Below are 17,901 nucleotides of genomic sequence, written 5' to 3'. Positions count from 1 at the left end.
GTACGGCGAGGCAATGCAACGCAGCCATGGACGTTTTTTAGGCTTCCAGCGCGATGCGCTGGCGGCGGGCTTCGTACAGGCACACGCCGGAGGCGACCGATACGTTCAGGCTCTCGACGGAGCCGAACATCGGGATGCTGACGAGCATGTCGCAGGTGTCGCGCGTCAAACGGCGCATGCCTTCGCCTTCGGAACCCATGACGAGGGCCGTCGGGCCCGTGAAATCGGCTTCGTACAAGCCTTTTTCGCCGTCGTCCGACGTGCCGATCAGCCAGATGCCGCGGTCCTTCAGTTCGCGCATGGTGCGCGCCAGGTTCGTCACGGTGATGTACGGGACGGTTTCGGCGGCGCCGCTGGCGACCTTGGCGGCCGTGGCGTTCAAGCCCACGGCGCGGTCCTTCGGCACGATGACGGCATGGGCGCCGACGCCGTCGGCCACGCGCAGGCAGGCACCCAGGTTGTGCGGGTCGGTGATGCCATCGAGAATCAACAGCAGCGGCGGGCCGTCGATGGCGTCCAGCAGCTCGTCAAGGTTGCGCGCCAGCGACAGTTGCGAGGCAAACGCGATCACGCCCTGGTGGCGGCGCGTGCCGACGATTTTATCGAGACGCGACGAATCGACGGGCATGACGCGCACGCCAGCCGACTTGGCGGCGGCGATCATGTCCTTCATGCGGCCGTCGACGCGGCTGGCATCGACGAAAATTTCTTCCACGGACGACGCTTCGTGACGCAGACGCGAGGTGACGGCGTGGAAGCCGAAAATCATTTTATTCTTCATTATTTATCGTTTCTTCTTGCTTGTTTTTGATGCAGATACAGTTTTTGCTGCTCGTGGTGCCGCCGCAGCGGGCGCCGCGGCTGGTTTCTTGCTGCGCTTCGGCGCGGCTGCCTTGGCAGCTGCCGCCTTCGGGGCTTCCTTCGGCGCTGCCTTGGCTTGCGCCTTGGCGGCAGGCTTGGCGGCAGGCTTGGCGCCGTTGGAACGGCCGCCGGAACCATTGGCGGGCTTGCCGCCGTTGTTGCCGCTGGCCTTGATTTCATGGCGCTGCTCGGTCGCGGGACCGGGCTTGACCATCGATTTCTTTTCGCCCTTGCGCTTGCCGCCGTGCGGCTTGGCCGGCGCTTCTTCGCCCGCCAGTTCCGCATCGGTCACCAGGCGCAGGTCGATCTTGCGCGTTTCCAGGTCGACTCTTGCCACTTGCACCGTCAGACGGTCCGTCAATTGATAGCGCTTGCCCGTGCGTTCGCCGCGCAATTCATGGCGCGCATCGTCGTACTGGAAGTAATCGGTGCCCAGCTCGGTGACGTGCACCAGGCCTTCGACAAACAGGGTGTCCAATTGCACGAAGACGCCGAAGGTGGTCACGCCCGTGATGGTGCCGGTGAATTCCTCGCCCAGCTTGTCCTGCATGAAGTAGCACTTCAGCCAGGCTTCGACGTCGCGCGACGCTTCGTCGGCGCGGCGCTCGTTGGCCGAGCAATGCACGCCCAGCGCATCCCAGATCGTCAGGTCCGTCTTCTTCGGCTTGCCGTCGGCCTTGTCCTTCGCCTGCTGCTTGCGCGTGGCGTTCGACACGTTCGTGTTCAGCACGACCTTGTCGGACAGCTTCGGCTCGTACTTCTTGCCTTGCAAGATGGCCTTGATGGCGCGGTGCGTGAGCAGGTCGGGATAGCGGCGGATCGGGCTGGTGAAGTGGGCATACGCCTCGTACGCCAGGCCGAAGTGGCCGATATTATCCGGGCTGTAGACGGCCTGCTGCATCGAGCGCAGCAGCATCGTTTGCAGCAGGGCCGCGTCGGGACGCTGCTTGATCTGCTGCATCAGGGTCTGGTAATCGGAGGCCGATGGCGTATCGCCGCCCGTCAGGTTCAGGCCCACCTGCTTCAGGAAGGTGCGCACTTGCGTGAGTTTTTCCTTGGTCGGGCTGGCGTGGATGCGGTAGGTGCCGGGGTGCTTGTTACGCAGCAGCAAATCGGCCGCGCAGACGTTGGCCGCCAGCATGCATTCTTCGATGATCTTGTGCGCTTCGTTGCGCGTGCGGGGGATGATCTTTTCGATCTTGCCCGCGCTATTGCAGACGATATACGTTTCCGTCGTCTCGAAGTCGATGGCGCCCCGCTCCATGCGCGCCTTCAGCAAGGCGCGGTAGACGGCTTCCAGGTTTTGCAGGTGCGGCAGGATATCGGCGCGGCGGGCCGCCTCGGGTCCCTTGGTGTTGCCCAGCACGGCGGCCACTTCGTCATACGTGAGGCGCGCGGCCGAATGGATCACGGCCGGGTAGAACTGGTAAGCCTTGAGCTCGCCCTTGTCGCTGACGACGGCGTCGCAGACGAGGGTCAGGCGGTCGACGGCCGGGTTCAGCGAACACAGGCCGTTCGACAGTTTTTCCGGCAGCATCGGGATCACGCGGCGCGGGAAGTACACGGAGGTGCTGCGTTCGAGCGCATCGGTATCGAGCGCGTCGTTCGGCTTCACATAGTGGCTGACGTCGGCAATGGCGACGATCAGGCGGAAGCAGTTGGCGCGGCCCACCTTGACGGGCTCGCAATACACGGCATCGTCGAAATCGCGCGCATCTTCGCCGTCGATGGTGACGAGCGGCACGTCGCGCAGGTCGACGCGGTCTTTCAGGTCGGCGGCGCGCACTTCAAACGGCAGTTTTTCCGCCTGTTTCAGGGCGGCGGCGGAAAAGATGTGCGGCACGTTGAATTTACGTACGGCAATCTCGATTTCCATGCCGGGGTCATCGAGGGCACCGAGCACTTCGACGATCTTGCCGACGGGCTGCTTGAAGCGCATCGGTTGCTCGGTCAGCTCGACGCTGACGATCTGGCCGGCCTTCGCCTTGCCCACCGAACCGGTGACGAGGATATCCTGGCCGATGCGCTGGTCTTCGGGCGCCACCACCCAGTTGCCGTTTTCCTGGATCAGGCGGCCGATGACGTGGGTATTGGCGCGCTGCGTGACTTCGACGATCGTGCCTTCCGGGCGGCCGCGGCGGTCCGTGCCGACGATGCGGGCCATGACCTTGTCGCCATGCAGCACTTTCTGCATTTCTTTCTCAGGCAGGAACAGGTCGGCGCTGGCGTCGTCGGGGATGACGAAGCCGAATCCATCGCGGTGGCTGGTGACGCGACCGGCGACGAGCGCGCTCTGGTCGGCCAGCGAGAATACGCCGCTGGCATCAGACTTGAGCTGGCCGTCGCGCTCCATCGCCTTCAGGCGACGGACCAGGACATCCATGGAGTCGGCATGCACTTGCAGCGTTTTCCCGAGAGACTGCGGATCGAGAGGCGCGTTGACGCTGCGGAATATGCCGAGAATGTCCTCCCGGCTGGGGATGGTGTGGGTATTTTGGCTCAAAAGTATTTCTATAGTTGTTATTGACAGTGATCAAACGGAGAACAAAGACCGATGACATCACCGTCAATATTGACGCGGTGATGTCCGGTAGTGTACCGGACGACGCCTAGGTTTGCCTAACGGACAGCGTAGCGGAAACAGTACAAGCACCCCGCCGATGAAAAAAAGGAGAAAAGCTGCGCAATGCATTTGACTTCGGCAAATATTGCTCTATAATCTCGGTCTCTTGCAGCGACAAACCTTCACGGGAATGCAGTTGCAGGAAAGCGGTACAGGGTTGATGTGCAGTATGGAGCGAAAGCTCATCTGGCGCAAAACTCTTCAAGTCGCTATAATAGCAGAATTGTTGCAGTAAGTTGTTTTGCAACAAATACTCGAGCAGTAAAATGTAGTAAGTCACAGCAGCATCAGTGCCCACGTGGCGGAATTGGTAGACGCGCATGGTTCAGGTCCATGTGCCTTCGGGTGTAGGGGTTCGAGTCCCTTCGTGGGCACCATTACCTAATTCGCAAAAGAGCCGCAAACTTTCACGAGTTTGCGGCTTTTTTCATTTCCGGCGCAAATCGATGCTGTCGGCATTCTTGACAGTTGCCAGCCGCGCAAGCGCCAAGTCCCTGATTTTAAGACCGAGCACGCTTCTTGCCTGCAGGATGGCATCGCCATTTCCGGAGCGCTGCCATGAAACGCCTCGTCGCCGTCCTCGCCTTGACCCTGCCTGTCGGCACCATCGCCTCACCCCTGTTCCATCTGCAGTACGTGCCCGGCACCTCGCTGCAGGCGCAGCAGGGATTCCAGGCGGCGGCCGCGCGCTGGTCGCGCGTACTGAAAGACAATGTCACCATCGACCTGACGGTGGGTTTCAATTCGCTGGGCGGCAACATCCTGGGGCAAACGGGTTCGTCGGAAGCGTTTTACCGCTACAGCGACTTTCGCAGCGCCCTCGTCGCCGACGCCAGCTCCGCCATCGACCAGCGGGCGCTGGCGCACCTGCCCACGGGCGACAGCTTCGGCATGCTGATCAACCGCACGGCCAACAATCCCAACGGCCCCGGCAGCGCCCTGCCCTATATCGACAACAATGGCGACGCCAACAACCAATATTTGTCGCTAAGCAATGCGCAAGCCAGGGCCGTCGGCCTGGCGCCGCCGCCGCAATCGCTGGACGGGTGCATCGGCAATTGCGATGGCTTCATCCAGTTCAACAGCGATTTCAACTTCGATTTCGATCCCGGCAATGGCATCGGCGCCGACAGCATCGACTTCATCGGTGTGGCCATGCATGAAATCGGCCACGCGCTGGGCTTTCTCAGCGGCGTAGACATCCTCGACTTCAACTCGCCGCCGCTGGGCGGGCCTTACGACGATTCGGAATTTACCTACGTCTCGGGACTGGACCTGTTCCGCTACTCCGCCGAGAGCGCCGCGGCCGGGGTGATCGACTGGACGGCCGACAAGCGCGACAAGTATTTTTCGCTCGACGGCGGCGCCACGCGCGGACCGTTGTTCGCCAACGGCGCTTACCACGGCGACGGCGACCAGGCCAGCCACTGGCGCGACAGCCTGCACCTGGGCATCATGGACCCGACGGTGGCGTATGGCGAATTGCTGCGCCTGCGCTGGAACGACCTGATCGCCCTGGACGCCATCGGCTGGGATATCACCCCGAACGCCATCCCGACGCCGGGTACCGTCCCGCTGCTATGCCTGGCGCTGATGCTGCTGGCAGTGCAACAACGACGCCAAATACGCTGAAAAAACAGGCAGTTTTACTCTTTTTTCATAGGGAAAGGCGATTTTCGGAAGAAAAACCATGTTTCTTGAAGAAAAGTGTGAAATGTTGATTGACCGAATGCGCGCCAGCCCTTATGATTTTGTCCTCGCTGCAGAACATGCAGCGACAAGCAGCAAGCAGTAACAATGCCCACGTGGCGGAATTGGTAGACGCGCATGGTTCAGGTCCATGTGCCTTCGGGTGTAGGGGTTCGAGTCCCTTCGTGGGCACCACCAGCAACAAGTTGTTGATTGTTGTGATCCGCAGTAAAGTAGCAAGCAGTCAGTAGTTGAAATGAGCAGCACAATGCCCACGTGGCGGAATTGGTAGACGCGCATGGTTCAGGTCCATGTGCCTTCGGGTGTAGGGGTTCGAGTCCCTTCGTGGGCACCATTACCTAATTCGCAAAAAAGCCGCAAACTTTCACGAGTTTGCGGCTTTTTTCATTTCCGGATGCAAACATTGAAAATGCCGCGCGGCGTCCGCCTGCGGCATCCCCTTCCCTTACTTGGCCAGCGCCGCTTTCACGGCCTCGGCCATGGTCGTCGTCGGACGGCCAATCAGCGCGCTCAATTGCTTGCCGTTGTCTTCCAGGCCGCCCTTGGCCGCGCCCACGTCGGAATCGGCCAGCAGCGCGGCAAAGCCTTCCGGCACGCCCGCACCCACCAGCGCCGCCTTGAATTCGGCCTCCGGCAAATCCTTGTAGACGATCGCCTTGCCCGACTGGCGCGCCACTTCCGCCGCGTATTGCGTCAGGGTAAAGCTTTGGTCGCCGGCCAGCTCATACACGGCTTGCGGCTGGTCGGCCGTCAGCACGGCGGCGGCGGCCGCCGCATAATCGGCGCGCGTGGCCGACGAGAAACGCCCGTCCTGCGCCGCGCCCAGCACGGCGCCATGCTCCAGCACGGGCGCCAGGTTTTCCGTATGGTTTTCCAGGTACCAGCTGTTGCGCAGGAAACTGTAGGGCAGCCCCGAGTCGCGGATGGCCGCTTCCGTGACCACGTGCTCGGCGGCCAGGCCCAGCGGCGAGGTATCGGCGCGCAAGATGCTGGTGTAGGCCAGCAGGGCCACGCCGGCACGCTTGGCCGCATCGATGACATTCTGGTGCTGCCGCGCGCGCTGGCCCACTTCGCTCGACGAGATCAGCAGGATCTTCGTCGCCCCCTTGAAGGCACTGTCGAGGCTGGCGCCATCGTTGTAATCGGCCTGGCGCACTTGCACGCCCTTGGCGGCCAGGTCGGCGGCCTTGGCGGGATTGCGCACGGCGGCGATGATGTTGGCTGCGGGAACGGATTGGAGCAGGCTGGCAATGACGTGATGCCCCAGGTTGCCTGCGGCGCCGGTGATAACGATCATGATTTCTCCTTGGAGGGTGAGTGGTAAAAACCTATAATAAGAGTATTACTTACTTATTGTAAGTACGTACCTTTTGGTAAGTATAAGATTTCTTTCGCCACGAACTAGCCGCGCCTGACGGCGTCAACCAGACGGACACCCTATCATGGACATAGATACTCCTGGCGCCACCGTGCGCAACGCCCTCGCCCGGCAAATCCAGGCGGGCCACCTGCTGACGGCCGCCTGCCCGTCGCGCGTCGTGCTCAGCCACCTGACCAGCCGCTGGGCCGTGCTCGTGCTGGTACTATTGCTGAGCGGCACGCGCCGCTTCAGTGAACTGCGCCGTGAAGTGGGCGGCGTCAGCGAAAAAATGCTGGCGCAAACCCTGGAAGCGCTGGCGGGCGACGGATTCGTGCTGCGCCAGGCCTACATGGTGATTCCGCCCAAGGTGGAATACAGCCTGACGCCGCTGGGACGCGAAGCGGCCGAACGCCTGGCCGTGCTGGTCGACTGGATCGAAGATAACTACCCGCGCATCGAACAGGCGCGCGCCGACCTGGCCACGGCGCCGGCGGCGAAAAATGCGGCCTGAACGGGGCACGGATCACTGCGCAAAGGGATTGCTTTTAGTCATCAAGAATTATCGTTTACTCCTACTTGCCTTGATGTAATACTAGTCCCATGAACCGCGTAAGGGCGCGACACCATGAATCAGCTGATTTCCTCCATCGCCGACCGGGCCAATGTGCTGCTGGTCAGCAATTCGCCAAACGATGTGCGCGAACTGCTGTATGTGCTGGACCGGCACAACCTGGGCACGGGGCTGGCGGGCGACGTTGACGAAGGCGTGGAACTGGCCGCCGGCGGCACGGATCTGATCCTGCTCGATGCGGCCCTGGCCGGCACGAATATCGGCGCCGCCTGCATGCGCCTGCGCAATGCGGGCGGGCGCCATGGCGTGCCGCTGCTGCTGATGTCGGCCACGCCCAGCGCCGAGGAACAGGGCCGCAGCGTGGGCGCCGGCGCTTCCGATTACATCAAGATGCCCTTCAATGCGCGCGACGTGGCGGAAAAAATCCTCATGGAACTGGCGCTGCACAAGGCCGATGCGCCGGCACCGCATGCCGTCGCGCCACCGCGCCCCTTGCATCCGCAAACGCTGGAAGTCAATTACCACTCGATCCTGGCCGGCTCGCCCGATGCCGTCCTGCTGTTCGACATCGACAACAAACTGCTGATCGACGCCAACCACCTGGCCGAAGACCTGTTCGGCATGCCGCTGGCCGACTTGCTGCAGGGCGGCATGGAGCGGCTGTTCCCGAAAACACAGGCCGACGGGCGCGCCTCGCCGCAGCTGCTGGAGGAAAAGATACGCGCCACCTTGCAAGGCAAGATCGTCGTCTTCCGCGCCACTTGCTGCCACCGCGACAGCCACCCGATCGCCTGCGAAATCCGGCTGATGCGCCTGTCCGTGCCGGGCCGCCAGCTGGTGCATGCGCGCATCATCGATTTGACGGAACGCAACCTGGCCGAAGCGATGCGCGCTGGCCAGAGCGCCCTGCTGGAAATGGTCGCCAAGGGCGCGCCGCTGATTCCCACGCTGAACCAGCTGCTGCTGCTGATCGAAGGCCAGTCGCGTGGCGTGTACTGCTCCATCATGCTGCTCGACGATGACGGCATCCACATGCACAGCGCGGCCGGCCCCAGCCTGCCGCCCGACTACATGGCCCTGCTCGAAGGCGTGGCCATCGGCCCCGGCGTGGGTTCCTGCGGCACGGCCATGTTCCGGCGCGAAGCCGTGATCGTCAGCGACATCATGCACGACCCGCTGTGGGCGCCCTACCGCGCACTGGCGGCACCGTTCGGCTTGCGCGCCTGCTGGTCGCGCCCCATCTTCGGCCAGGATGGCGCCGTACTGGGATCGTTTGCCATGTATTACCGCGAAGTGCGCAGCCCCGATGCGCACGACCAGGGACTGATCGACACGGCCACCGACCTGGCCGGCATCGCGATAGGCCGCATGCGCCACGAACGCGAGCTGCAGCGCCACCGCGCGCACCTGGAAGAACTGGTGGCCGAGCGCACGGCCGCCCTGACGCAGGCGAAGGAACAATCGGAACAGGCCAACCGCGAACTGGCCGCCGCGCTGGAAAACCTGTCCATCACGCAAGGCGAACTGGTGCGACGCGACAAGCTGGCCGCCCTGGGCGCCTTGGTGGCCGGCATCGCGCACGAACTCAATACGCCGATCGGCAACGGCCTGGTGGTGGCCACCACCATGGCCGAGCGCACGCGCGAAATCCATGCCTGCCTCCTCGACGGCCTGCGCCGCTCGGAACTGGAAACCTATCTGACCCAGGCCAGCGAGGCGGACGCCATCATGCTGCGCAACTTGCAGCGCGCGGCCGACCTGGTGTCCAGCTTCAAGCAGATCGCCGTCGACCGCGCCAGCTCGCAGCGGCGCCATTTCCTGCTGCGCCAGTTCATCGCCGAATTGATGCTGCCCATGTCCACGCCGCTCAAGGCGGCCAGCCTGAGCCTGACACAGGACGTGCCCGACGACCTGGCCATGGACAGTTATCCCGGCCCGCTGGGCCAGGTGCTGAGCAACCTGCTGGAAAACTGCCTGCGCCATGCGTTCGAAGGGCGCAGCGGCGGCAGCATCGCCATCACGGCGCGCGGCAGCGACGACGGCCAGACCATTACCTTGTGCATCGCCGACACGGGCGTGGGCATTCCCGCCGACGACCTCACGCATATCTACGATCCGTTCTTCACGACCAAGCTGGGCTCCGGCGGCTCGGGCCTGGGCCTGCACGTGGCGCACAATATCGTCACGGGCGTGCTCGGCGGCCATATCGACGCCAGCAGCAGCCCCGCCGGCACCACCTTCACCCTGCTGCTGCCCGTCGCGGCGCCCCAGTCGGGTGCCGCCTGACACCGAGGCGCGCTACAATGCAGCCACCGCTTTCTGATGGAGCATCGCCATGCAATACACTCTCGCCGCCACCCTGCTGGCCCTGTGCGCCAGCGCCTGGGCCGGACCAGCACCGTGGTACCAATGGCGCAGCAAGGTCGACGGCACCCTGTCGTGCGCCCAATCCACGCTGGGATTTGGCTGGGAACTGGCCTCGGGACCGTACAAAGATAGCCGTTGCGAAAAACCGGTGCTTGTTAAATAATGGGGCCATGACAACACGGGAAAACCGGCTTGATGGCAAGCGATGGCATTGCGGCGTCGAAAGAGTATGGAACGATAAGAACGTATCTATTCAAACCGAGGAGACCACATGTTTACGAATCCAGAACAATTCGCATCGGCCACCAAGGCCCTGTTTGAATTCCAGCTGATGACCTTCAACACCCTCACCACCAAGGCCGTGCAAGGCGTGGAACAGGTGCTGGCACTGAACATGGCCACCGCCAAGTCCGGCATCGAGGATGGCATCGCGGCCGGCAAGGAAATCAGCCAGGCCAAGGATCCGAAGGCCGCCATGGCCGCCGCCGCCGCCCAGCTGCAACCGGGCGTGGCGGGCGCGAAAGCGTATAAACAGCAACTCGACGAGATCATCAAGGAAATCCACACGGAATTCACCACGGCCGCCGAAGCCCACGTGGCCGAAGCAAAAAGCAACTTGAGCGCGCTGATCTACGACGTGACGAAAAACGTGCCGCCCGGCTCCGAAAACGCCGTCGCCATCGTCAAGGCCGCCATCGACAACGCCTTCCTCGGCTACGAGCAAGTCACCAAGGCCACGCAACAGGCCGTGAAAACGGTGGAAGAGCAGATCGCCAAGGCCAGCGCGCAGGTAGCGCAAGCCACGGAAAAAGCCACGGCAGCACCCGAAACAGCGGCGCCGGCGGCCAAGCCGAAAGCGGCTAAAAAGTAACAAGCCCCAGGAGCAGATACCGGGGTCGTACCCTGCAGGGTACGACCCCGGCCTTTGCCGGGTTTCGACCTAGCGCGACAGTGCCGCCACCGGCACGATCCGGTACACGCAGCGCCGCCCCCCCTCCAGCAGATATTCGCTGCGTTCCACCGTGCAATCGTCGCCCAATACCCGTTGAAAGATGGCCAGTTCCGAGCGGCAGAAATTCTGGCACGCCGTGGCCGCCGCGCAGATGGGGCAATGGTTTTCCACCAGCAGCACGCTGCCATCGTCTTGCCGCTCGGCACTGGCCATGTAGCCCTCGCCATCGCGCGCGCGCGCCAGGCTGTCCACCCTGTGCGCCAGATCATCGCCCGGGTCGACCAGCTTGGCATAAGCCAGCTCGCTGCTGCGCTCGCGCGCGCCGATCAGCTTATCCAGGCCCTCGTCGCCAAACAGGCTTTTCACTTGCGCGATCAATTCCAGCGTCAAGTCCGCATGGCGGTCGGGAAAGCGCGCATGGCCGGCCGGCGTCAGCTGCCAGCGGCGCGACGGGCGCCCCACCTTGTCGGCCACGTCCTCGAACGCCACCAGGCCCCTGCCCTGCGCCGCTTCCAGCTGGCGCCGCGCGCCCATCGAGCTGATGTCGAGCAAGGCCGCCAGCTGCTGCGCCGTCTGCGGCCCGCGCATTTTCAGCAGGAACAAGGTCTGCTCGGACGTGCTCGCGCTCATGCCACCGCTTTCGCGTCAACACTACCTGCCAGCTGCCGGCGCCAGGCCGCCATGCGCCACGCGGCCCAGGCAGCGGAGCAGGCGCCGGCGATGAGGATCAGGCGCGTGTCGATCAGCGTCAGCACGGAGCCGCTCAGGGCGACGACGATGTTGGCGATGCAAAACGTGGTGGCCAGCAAGCCCATCACGGCACCCTGCCCGTGCGCGCTGAAGCGCTCGGCGCACCAGCCCTGGATCACCGTGTTGTACAGCGCGTTCGGGATGCCGAACAGCACGATGGCGGCGATGCCCACCCAGATGTTGCCCAGCGCCAAAATTCCGACGGCCAGCGCCACGCCGCAGGCATACCAGCTGGCCCGCAGCAGCGGCGCATGGCGGCTGGGACCGCCCGCCAGCAGGGAGGTGATGGTCATCGTGCCGCACAGGCCCACATTCACCCAGGCAATCGCCTGCGCATGGTAGTTGGCCGTCTCGACCAGCCACAGCGGGTAGAACTCATAGAAACTGGCCACGCCGCAGGTGAACGCCAGTTGCACGATGAACAGGGTGCGCAGCTCGTCGTGGCGCAGCAGGTTCAGCGAATGGCGGTCGCGCGCCACTTGCCACCACGACGTCGTCAGCAGCGATGGCGTTTCGCGCGGCAAGCCCACGGCCACCAGCACGGCGACGAGCATCAGCGCGGCGGCGGCGATCCAGAACGGCACCGTCACGCCCCAGTGCAGGGTCGCGCCCGCCAGGATCGGCCCCACCAGCCAGCCCAGGTAGAACGCGCCATTCAGCCAGGACATGGCGCGCAGGCGCAGCGGCCCCGTCAACTGGTCGGCCAGCATGGCGCGCGCCACGGCGCCGTTCCCTTCCAGCAAACCGGTAATGAAACGGGCGACGATGAACAGCGGATACGACTGGATCACCAAGGCCCAGGCCGTGATGGCGTGGCCGATGGCGGCGCCCACAGCCGTGCGCATCAGCAAGGGGCGGCGGCCGTAGCGGTCGGAGAGCGGCCCCAGCAGGGCCGAGCCGATCAGCAAGCCCAGCGGATTGATGGTCAGCGCCAGGCCGAACAGCAGCTTGGAGGGCAAGCCGAGGAAATTGTTGAAAGCGTTCGGCGCCTCGGCCGCGAACAGCGGCGGCAGGATCGGATACGGCAGGGACGCGCCGATGGTCGACAGCAGCGCCAGCAGGCAGGCGGCGGAAATCAGGAGGATGTTTTTCATGCGGGCTCGGCGGATTTTGATCTGGCAAGACTACGTGGTCATGCCATATAAGTAAACTAAAATGTTTATTAATATGCCCATCATTGCTGCCGTGAAGCGTGCCGGACATCGCCTCGGCTATCATGCCCGCATGAATCACGTTGAACAGGGCACACATGACACTGTCAGAAATTGAACAGCAACACGGCTTCACCTATCCCCCGCTGTACCGGCAGCTGGAGTGCGACGGCATGCTGGCCGTGGGCGAATATGGCCCCGACTGGTACAAGCTGGTCTATCCCACATTACAGGATAAACCCACCCTGCTGCTGCATGCCGATGATTTCGAATTGCTCAATATCAAGGCCGTTGCCGACGCAGCGGAAACCTTGCTGGACCCGCACGATTACCGGCAAATCGACCCTGCCTTGCGCTTCATCCCATTCGCGCAAACGGGCGCGGGCGATCACTACTGTTTTTTCGTCTCCGGCCAGCACGATGGCGAGATGCCCATCGTGCTGCTGTGGCATGACCAGAATGAAGCCCGGTACCTGGCGAAGAACCTGCAGGACTTCCTGTTTCACATGTTGTTAATCAGCATGGCGGACCAGGATACCTACAACGCGGTCAGCGACGATGAATTCAGGGAGCAACTGGCCAACACCCTGGGCACGCACACGCGCTACCTGACGGCGCGCCAAGCCGACGTGCTGCACACCTTGCTGGCCAGGGACATCACCGATTACGAGGTGGTGCTGCCGAAAGGACGCAAGGCAGCGCACCGGGGCTTGCTGACCGATATCGAACTGGCCAGCCTGCGCAAGGAATTCATTCCTTACGAAAAGTTCGACAGCGGTTTTGCCTACAGCACGGCTGGCTGAACATAAAATCGCTGGGCAAGTGGCGGATGAAGGTTTAAACTGTATATAAACACAGTAAAACCATGTCCAAGTTGCATCTAGCCACATTATTATTCCCATGCTGAGAGTCCTGGAAAATCCCCTGTACTATCTGGACAATTTCCAGGAGGTGCTGCGCTGGATAGCCACGCGCTATGCCGACCTGCTGAGTGCGGAAGAAACACAATTCATCGGCGCATTCGCCGCCTTGCCGCTGCCGTCGCGCGCCCTGTTCGTGCGCCTCGTCATGCGCAAAGGGTGCCTGTTTCGCGCCAGCAAGCTCAATTACCCTGAAATCGGCGACACGCGCGCGGCCGCCCAGCCCTTGCTGGCCACGGGCTGGGTGCAGGCCGATCCGGCCATCGGGCTCGACGAGCTGTTCGACTTGCTGCTGAAGGCGGAAATCGCCCAGGCCTTCGATCTCGCCGCGCCCCTGAAGGCGGCGCGCAAGGCCGAGCAGCTGGAGGCCTTGCGCGAGCGGCATGCGGACGAGCAAGCGTTTTCCGCCTGGTATCCCACATCCAACGACGTGCTGTACCGCATCGGCATGCAAGCGCTGTGCGACCGCCTGCGCCTGATTTATTTTGGCAATTATCACCAGGACTGGTCGGAATTCGTGCTCTCCGACCTGGGCGTGTACCAGTATGAAAAAGTCGAATTCTCGCCCGCGTCGCGCGGTTTCCGCACGCGCCAGGATATCGAGCACTATGAAGTGCTGCACCAGTGCCGCGAACGCTACAACGACAGCGCGCCGCCCGACGAAGTGCTGCAGGAGCTGGCCGCCCTGCCTTTGCCGCCCGAGAATACCTGGCTGGCCAGCCGGCGCGACAAGCTGCGCTTCCAGATCGGCCAGCACCTGGAGAAATGCCAGGACTGGCCCGCCGCCTACCGCGCCTACGCCGATTGCCGCTATCCGGGCGCGCGCGGGCGCGCCATCCGCGTGCTGGAAAAGGATGAACAGCCGCAAGCGGCCTACGAGCGCCTGACGATCGCCCTGGCGGCGCCGGAAAGCGAAGCGGAACAGCAACTGCTGCTGCGCATGGCCCCCCGCCTGCGGCGCAAGCTGGGCCATGCCAAGCAGGCGGCCAACGCCCCCGCCAGCGTCGAGCGTATCGACCTGCGGCTGCCCTATCCAAGCGAAGCCTGCTACGTGGAAGGCGTGGTGCAACAGCACCTGATGCAGGACGACGCCCCCGTGTATTACGTGGAAAACACCCTGATCAATTCGCTGTTCGGCCTGCTGTGCTGGCCGGCCATCTTCAAGGCCATCCCCGGCGCCTTTTTCCACCCTTTCCACCGTGGCCCGGCCGACCTGCACAGCGCCGATTTCTACCTGCGCCGCAGCGCCGACTTCGCCGCCTGCCTGGCGCAGCTGGACGACGGCAGCTACCAGGCGGCGATCCGCGCCACCGTGGCCGCCAAGCATGGCATCGTCTCGCCCTTCGTCAGCTGGGAAGTGCTGGGCGACGGCTTGCTGGACCTGGCACTCGCCTGCATGCCTGCCAGCCACCTGAAAAAAGCCTTCGAGCGCATCTTGCTCGACATCAAAAGCAACCGCAGCGGCTTGCCTGACCTGATCCAGTTCTGGCCGGCGGAACGGCGCTACCGCATGATCGAGGTCAAAGGCCCCGGCGACCGCCTGCAAGACAACCAGCTGCGCTGGATCGCGTATTGCGCCCAACACGCCATGCCCGTCAGCGTGTGCTACCTGCAATGGCAGGCGGCCGCGTGAGCCGCCATACCTACACCATCGCCGTGCGCGCCCTGTGCGAATTCACGGCCAAGGTGGGCGACCTGGACTTGCGCTTCACGCCCTCGCCCACGGCGCAGGAAGGCATGGCGGGCCATGCCACCGTCACGGGCCGGCGCGACGATGATTACCAGCGTGAAATCAGCCTGTGCGGCGACTTCGGGCCGTTGCGCGTGCGGGGCCGCGCCGATGGCTACGACCCGGCGCGGCGCCAGCTGGAAGAAATCAAGACCTACCGGGGCGAACTGGACGCCATGCCCGCCAACCACCGCCAGCTGCACTGGGCGCAGGCGCGCATCTATGGCCACTTGCTGTGCCAGCAGCTGAACTTGCCCATGCTGCGCGTGGCGCTCGTGTATTTCGATATCGCCAGCCAGAAGGAAACCATCCTGCACGAAGAATGCACGGCCGAGGCGCTGCGCCTGTTCTTCGAGCAGCATTGCGCGCTGTTCCTCGACTGGGCCGAACAGGAGCTGGCGCACCGCGCCAGCCGCGATGCGCAGCTGACGGCCATGGCCTTTCCCCACGCGGACTTCCGCCCGGGGCAGCGCCAGCTGGCCGAAGCCATGTACAAGGCCAGCAGCCGCGGCTGCGGCTTGCTGGCGCAGGCGCCCACCGGCATCGGCAAGACGGTGGGCAGCCTGTTTCCCATGCTGAAAGCCACGGCCGCGCATGGCCTGGATAAATTATTCTTCCTCGCCGCCAAGGTGCCGGGCCGGCAAATGGCGCTCGACGCCTGTGCCATCCTGAAGGACAGCGCCCCGCTGCTGCCCTTGCGCGTGCTGGAACTGAGCGCAAAAAACAGCGCCTGCGAGCATCCCGACAAGGCCTGCCACGGCGAATCGTGCCCGCTGGCAAAAGGTTTTTACGATCGCCTGCCGCTGGCGCGCGAGGTGGCGCTGGCCAGCGGTTTGATCCTCGACAAGGAAGCCGTGCGCGCCATCGCCTTGCAGCAAGGTATCTGCCCCTACTACCTGGGCATGGAACTGGCGCGCTGGAGCGACGTCGTCATCGGCGACTACAATTATTATTTCGACCTCAGCGCCATGCTGTACGGCATGACCCTGGCGCACGACTGGAAAGTCAACGTGCTGGTCGACGAGGCGCACAATATGGTGTCGCGCGCGCGCAGCATGTACACGGCCGAACTGGCGCAGATCGACCTGAAAATGCTGCGCAAGTTCGCGCCCGAAGCGTTAAAGAAACCGCTGGACCGCCTCTCGCGCCAATGGACGGCCCTGCTCAAGGAGCAGGATGGCGACTATCACGTGCATGCGGCTTTGCCGGAGAAATTCTTTGGCGCCCTGCAAGGCGTGGCCACGGCCATCGGCGACTACATGGCCGAACACGCAGCGGCGCTGGACGAGGACTTGCAGCGTTTTTATTTCGACGTGCTGCTGATCAACCGCCTGGCGGAAAGCTTCGGCGCACATTCGCTGTTCGACGTCAGCAAGACGAATACGGGAGTCAATGCCGGCTCCACCGTCTGCATCCGCAACATCGTCCCGGCGCCGTTCTTGAAAGAGCGCTTCGCGGCCAGCCACAGCACGGCCCTGTTTTCCGCCACCCTGAGCCCGTGGAATTACTACAGCGATACCCTGGGCATGCCGGCCGACACGGCCTGGGTCGACGTGGAATCGCCGTTCCAGGCGGAACAATTGTCCGTACGCGTGGCCGACACGATTTCCACGCGCTACCAGCACCGCGCCGCCTCGCTGCTGCCCATCGCCCAATTGATGGCGAAGCAATACGCGGAAACGCCGGGCAACTACCTGGCGTTCTTCAGCAGCTTCGACTACATGGAAAAGACGGCGCAACTGTTTGCCCAGCATTACCCGGACGTGCCCATCTGGCAGCAGCCGCGCCGCATGGACGACGCGGCGCGCGCGCACTTCCTGGGCCGTTTCGGCCTGGAGACGCGCGGCATCGGCTTTGCCGTTTTGGGCGGCGCCTTCGGCGAAGGCATCGACTTGCCCGGCGCGCGCCTGATCGGCGCCTTCATCGCCACCCTCGGCTTGCCGCAGATCAATCCCGTCAACGAGCAGATCCGCCAGCGCATGGGCGACATCTTCGGCGCCGGCTACGACTACACGTATCTGTATCCGGGCATGCAGAAGGTGGTGCAGGCGGCCGGCAGGGTCATCCGCACCACCTCGGACCGGGGCGTCGTGTACCTGATCGACGACCGTTTTTCGCGCCCGGAAATCCGCCAGCTCCTGCCCGCGTGGTGGAATGTGCAGCTAGCCAACCAGTAACTTCAGCTTCTGGTAGCCCGCCTTGCTCACAGGTATCCTCGTATCGTCGCGCAAAATGGCCACGTGGCTGTCCTTGGTGGCCGCCTCGATGCGGCGGATGCTGTCGATATTCAGCAGGTAGGACCGGTGCACGCGCAGGAACCTGGCCGGGTCCAGCTGGGTCTCCAGTTCGCTCAGGCGCTGGCTTTTCAGGTAGGACTTGCCTTCCGAACGGATGCTGATGTAATCGTCCTGTGCTTCGATGTAATCGATGCGCGCGCTGGCGATGACGTGGACTTTCGCGCCGTCGCGTATCAGCACGCGGTCCAGGGGCGCGACGCGCGTGGCCGCCTCGCGCGCCAGCGTTTGCACGGCGTTCAAGGCGGCGGGCGTGCCGCGGTGGGCGCGCGCATGGGCCAGCGCCTGCTCGAAACGCTGTTCGCTGAACGGCTTGAGCAGATAGTCCAAGGCGTGGCATTCGAACGCCTTCAAGGCATACTGGTCATAGGCCGTGACAAAGATCAGCCGGGACTTTGCGCCGATCAGTTCGGCCACTTCGAAGCCGTCCAGGCGCGGCATCTGGATGTCGAGGAAGACCAGTTCCGGTTCCAGCTCCGCGATGGCCTTGACGGCGTCGAAACCGTTAGCGCATTCGGCCACGATCTCGATATCGTCATGGCGCGCCAGGTATTCGCGCAGCACGCCGCGCGCCAGCGCTTCATCGTCGACGATGGCCACCCGCATTCTTGCC

General features: G+C 63.5%; 15 protein-coding genes and 3 tRNA genes. 11 read left to right on the top strand and 7 right to left on the bottom strand.

Annotated features, from left to right (window positions below; all coding sequences use genetic code 11):
- Nucleotides 1-37: 37 nt before the first annotated feature.
- From rlmB to BM193_RS28465, 3 genes are all read right to left on the bottom strand, one after another.
- The gene (rlmB, locus tag BM193_RS19230; RefSeq protein ID WP_092799623.1) at nucleotides 38-781 is read right to left on the bottom strand and encodes a 23S rRNA (guanosine(2251)-2'-O)-methyltransferase RlmB; all 744 of its coding nucleotides are present in this window, start codon (nucleotides 779-781) and stop codon (nucleotides 38-40) included.
- 3 nt (nucleotides 782-784) lie between these two features.
- Nucleotides 785-3,364, bottom strand: a complete 2,580-nt coding sequence (gene rnr, locus BM193_RS19225; RefSeq protein WP_092799625.1) for a ribonuclease R — start codon at nucleotides 3,362-3,364, stop codon at nucleotides 785-787.
- Nucleotides 3,365-3,470: 106 nt separating this feature from the next.
- Nucleotides 3,471-3,806 (bottom strand): hypothetical protein, encoded by a 336-nt coding sequence (locus BM193_RS28465; RefSeq protein ID WP_139176217.1) that lies wholly within the window; start codon nucleotides 3,804-3,806, stop codon nucleotides 3,471-3,473.
- Here BM193_RS28465 and BM193_RS19220 point away from each other — a divergent pair.
- From BM193_RS19220 to BM193_RS19205, 4 genes are all read left to right on the top strand, one after another.
- Nucleotides 3,777-3,861, top strand: a tRNA-Leu gene (locus tag BM193_RS19220). The two genes, BM193_RS28465 and BM193_RS19220, sit on opposite strands and share 30 nt — an antisense overlap.
- Before the next feature lie 181 nt (nucleotides 3,862-4,042).
- The gene (locus tag BM193_RS19215; RefSeq protein WP_092799627.1) at nucleotides 4,043-5,116 is read left to right on the top strand and encodes an NF038122 family metalloprotease; all 1,074 of its coding nucleotides are present in this window, start codon (nucleotides 4,043-4,045) and stop codon (nucleotides 5,114-5,116) included.
- Between the two features lie 167 nt (nucleotides 5,117-5,283).
- Nucleotides 5,284-5,368, top strand: a tRNA-Leu gene (locus BM193_RS19210).
- A gap of 75 nt (nucleotides 5,369-5,443) precedes the next feature.
- Nucleotides 5,444-5,528 (top strand) — tRNA-Leu (locus BM193_RS19205).
- 111 nt (nucleotides 5,529-5,639) lie between these two features.
- On the opposite strand, the gene BM193_RS19200 is transcribed toward BM193_RS19205, so the two are convergent.
- Nucleotides 5,640-6,491: an SDR family oxidoreductase gene (locus tag BM193_RS19200; protein WP_092799629.1), complete on the bottom strand. Its 852-nt coding sequence runs from the start codon at nucleotides 6,489-6,491 to the stop codon at nucleotides 5,640-5,642.
- A gap of 145 nt (nucleotides 6,492-6,636) precedes the next feature.
- Between BM193_RS19200 and BM193_RS19195 the strand changes: the two genes are divergently transcribed.
- The 4 genes from BM193_RS19195 to phaP all read left to right on the top strand — a co-directional run bounded on the left by BM193_RS19195 (nucleotide 6,637) and on the right by phaP (nucleotide 10,363).
- Entirely contained in the window at nucleotides 6,637-7,065 is a 429-nt protein-coding gene (locus BM193_RS19195) for a winged helix-turn-helix transcriptional regulator (protein ID WP_092799631.1), read from the top strand.
- A 114-nt stretch (nucleotides 7,066-7,179) separates the two neighbouring features.
- Nucleotides 7,180-9,411: an ATP-binding protein gene (locus BM193_RS19190; RefSeq protein WP_092799633.1), complete on the top strand. Its 2,232-nt coding sequence runs from the start codon at nucleotides 7,180-7,182 to the stop codon at nucleotides 9,409-9,411.
- Nucleotides 9,412-9,460: 49 nt separating this feature from the next.
- Nucleotides 9,461-9,655 carry a hypothetical protein gene (locus tag BM193_RS19185; RefSeq protein ID WP_092799635.1) on the top strand — a complete coding sequence of 65 codons (195 nt, stop codon included), beginning with the start codon at nucleotides 9,461-9,463 and terminating at the stop codon, nucleotides 9,653-9,655.
- A gap of 108 nt (nucleotides 9,656-9,763) precedes the next feature.
- A complete protein-coding gene (gene phaP, locus BM193_RS19180) occupies nucleotides 9,764-10,363 on the top strand; it encodes a TIGR01841 family phasin (RefSeq protein WP_092799637.1) in 600 nt (199 codons plus the stop codon).
- Nucleotides 10,364-10,432: 69 nt separating this feature from the next.
- On the opposite strand, the gene BM193_RS19175 is transcribed toward phaP, so the two are convergent.
- Together BM193_RS19175 and BM193_RS19170 are read right to left on the bottom strand one after the other, a co-directional pair.
- On the bottom strand, nucleotides 10,433-11,074 hold the full coding sequence (locus BM193_RS19175; RefSeq protein ID WP_092799639.1) for a helix-turn-helix transcriptional regulator: 642 nt from the start codon (nucleotides 11,072-11,074) through the stop codon (nucleotides 10,433-10,435).
- The gene (locus BM193_RS19170; protein WP_092799641.1) at nucleotides 11,071-12,288 is read right to left on the bottom strand and encodes an MFS transporter; all 1,218 of its coding nucleotides are present in this window, start codon (nucleotides 12,286-12,288) and stop codon (nucleotides 11,071-11,073) included. Before BM193_RS19170 ends, BM193_RS19175 begins: the two co-directional genes overlap by 4 nt.
- 155 nt (nucleotides 12,289-12,443) lie before the next feature.
- Between BM193_RS19170 and BM193_RS19165 the strand changes: the two genes are divergently transcribed.
- The 3 genes from BM193_RS19165 to BM193_RS19155 all read left to right on the top strand — a co-directional run bounded on the left by BM193_RS19165 (nucleotide 12,444) and on the right by BM193_RS19155 (nucleotide 17,171).
- Nucleotides 12,444-13,148, top strand: coding sequence for an SMI1/KNR4 family protein (locus BM193_RS19165; protein WP_092799643.1), 705 nt, complete (start codon nucleotides 12,444-12,446; stop codon nucleotides 13,146-13,148).
- A gap of 97 nt (nucleotides 13,149-13,245) precedes the next feature.
- Nucleotides 13,246-14,898 carry a VRR-NUC domain-containing protein gene (locus BM193_RS19160; protein WP_092799645.1) on the top strand — a complete coding sequence of 551 codons (1,653 nt, stop codon included), beginning with the start codon at nucleotides 13,246-13,248 and terminating at the stop codon, nucleotides 14,896-14,898.
- Complete coding sequence (locus BM193_RS19155) at nucleotides 14,880-17,171, top strand: ATP-dependent DNA helicase (RefSeq protein ID WP_092799647.1); 2,292 nt, start codon at nucleotides 14,880-14,882, stop codon at nucleotides 17,169-17,171. The genes BM193_RS19160 and BM193_RS19155 overlap by 19 nt, the downstream gene beginning before the upstream one ends.
- Here BM193_RS19155 and BM193_RS19150 read toward each other — a convergent pair.
- Nucleotides 17,157-17,894, bottom strand: a complete 738-nt coding sequence (locus BM193_RS19150; RefSeq protein ID WP_092799649.1) for a LytR/AlgR family response regulator transcription factor — start codon at nucleotides 17,892-17,894, stop codon at nucleotides 17,157-17,159. The genes BM193_RS19155 and BM193_RS19150 overlap by 15 nt on opposite strands.
- Between the last annotated feature and the right edge of the window lie 7 nt (nucleotides 17,895-17,901).

This window comes from Janthinobacterium sp. 344, from assembly GCF_900112025.1.
Classification (GTDB): Bacteria; Pseudomonadota; Gammaproteobacteria; order Burkholderiales; family Burkholderiaceae_D; genus Janthinobacterium.
This window is presented reverse-complemented; position numbering and strand designations above follow the sequence as displayed.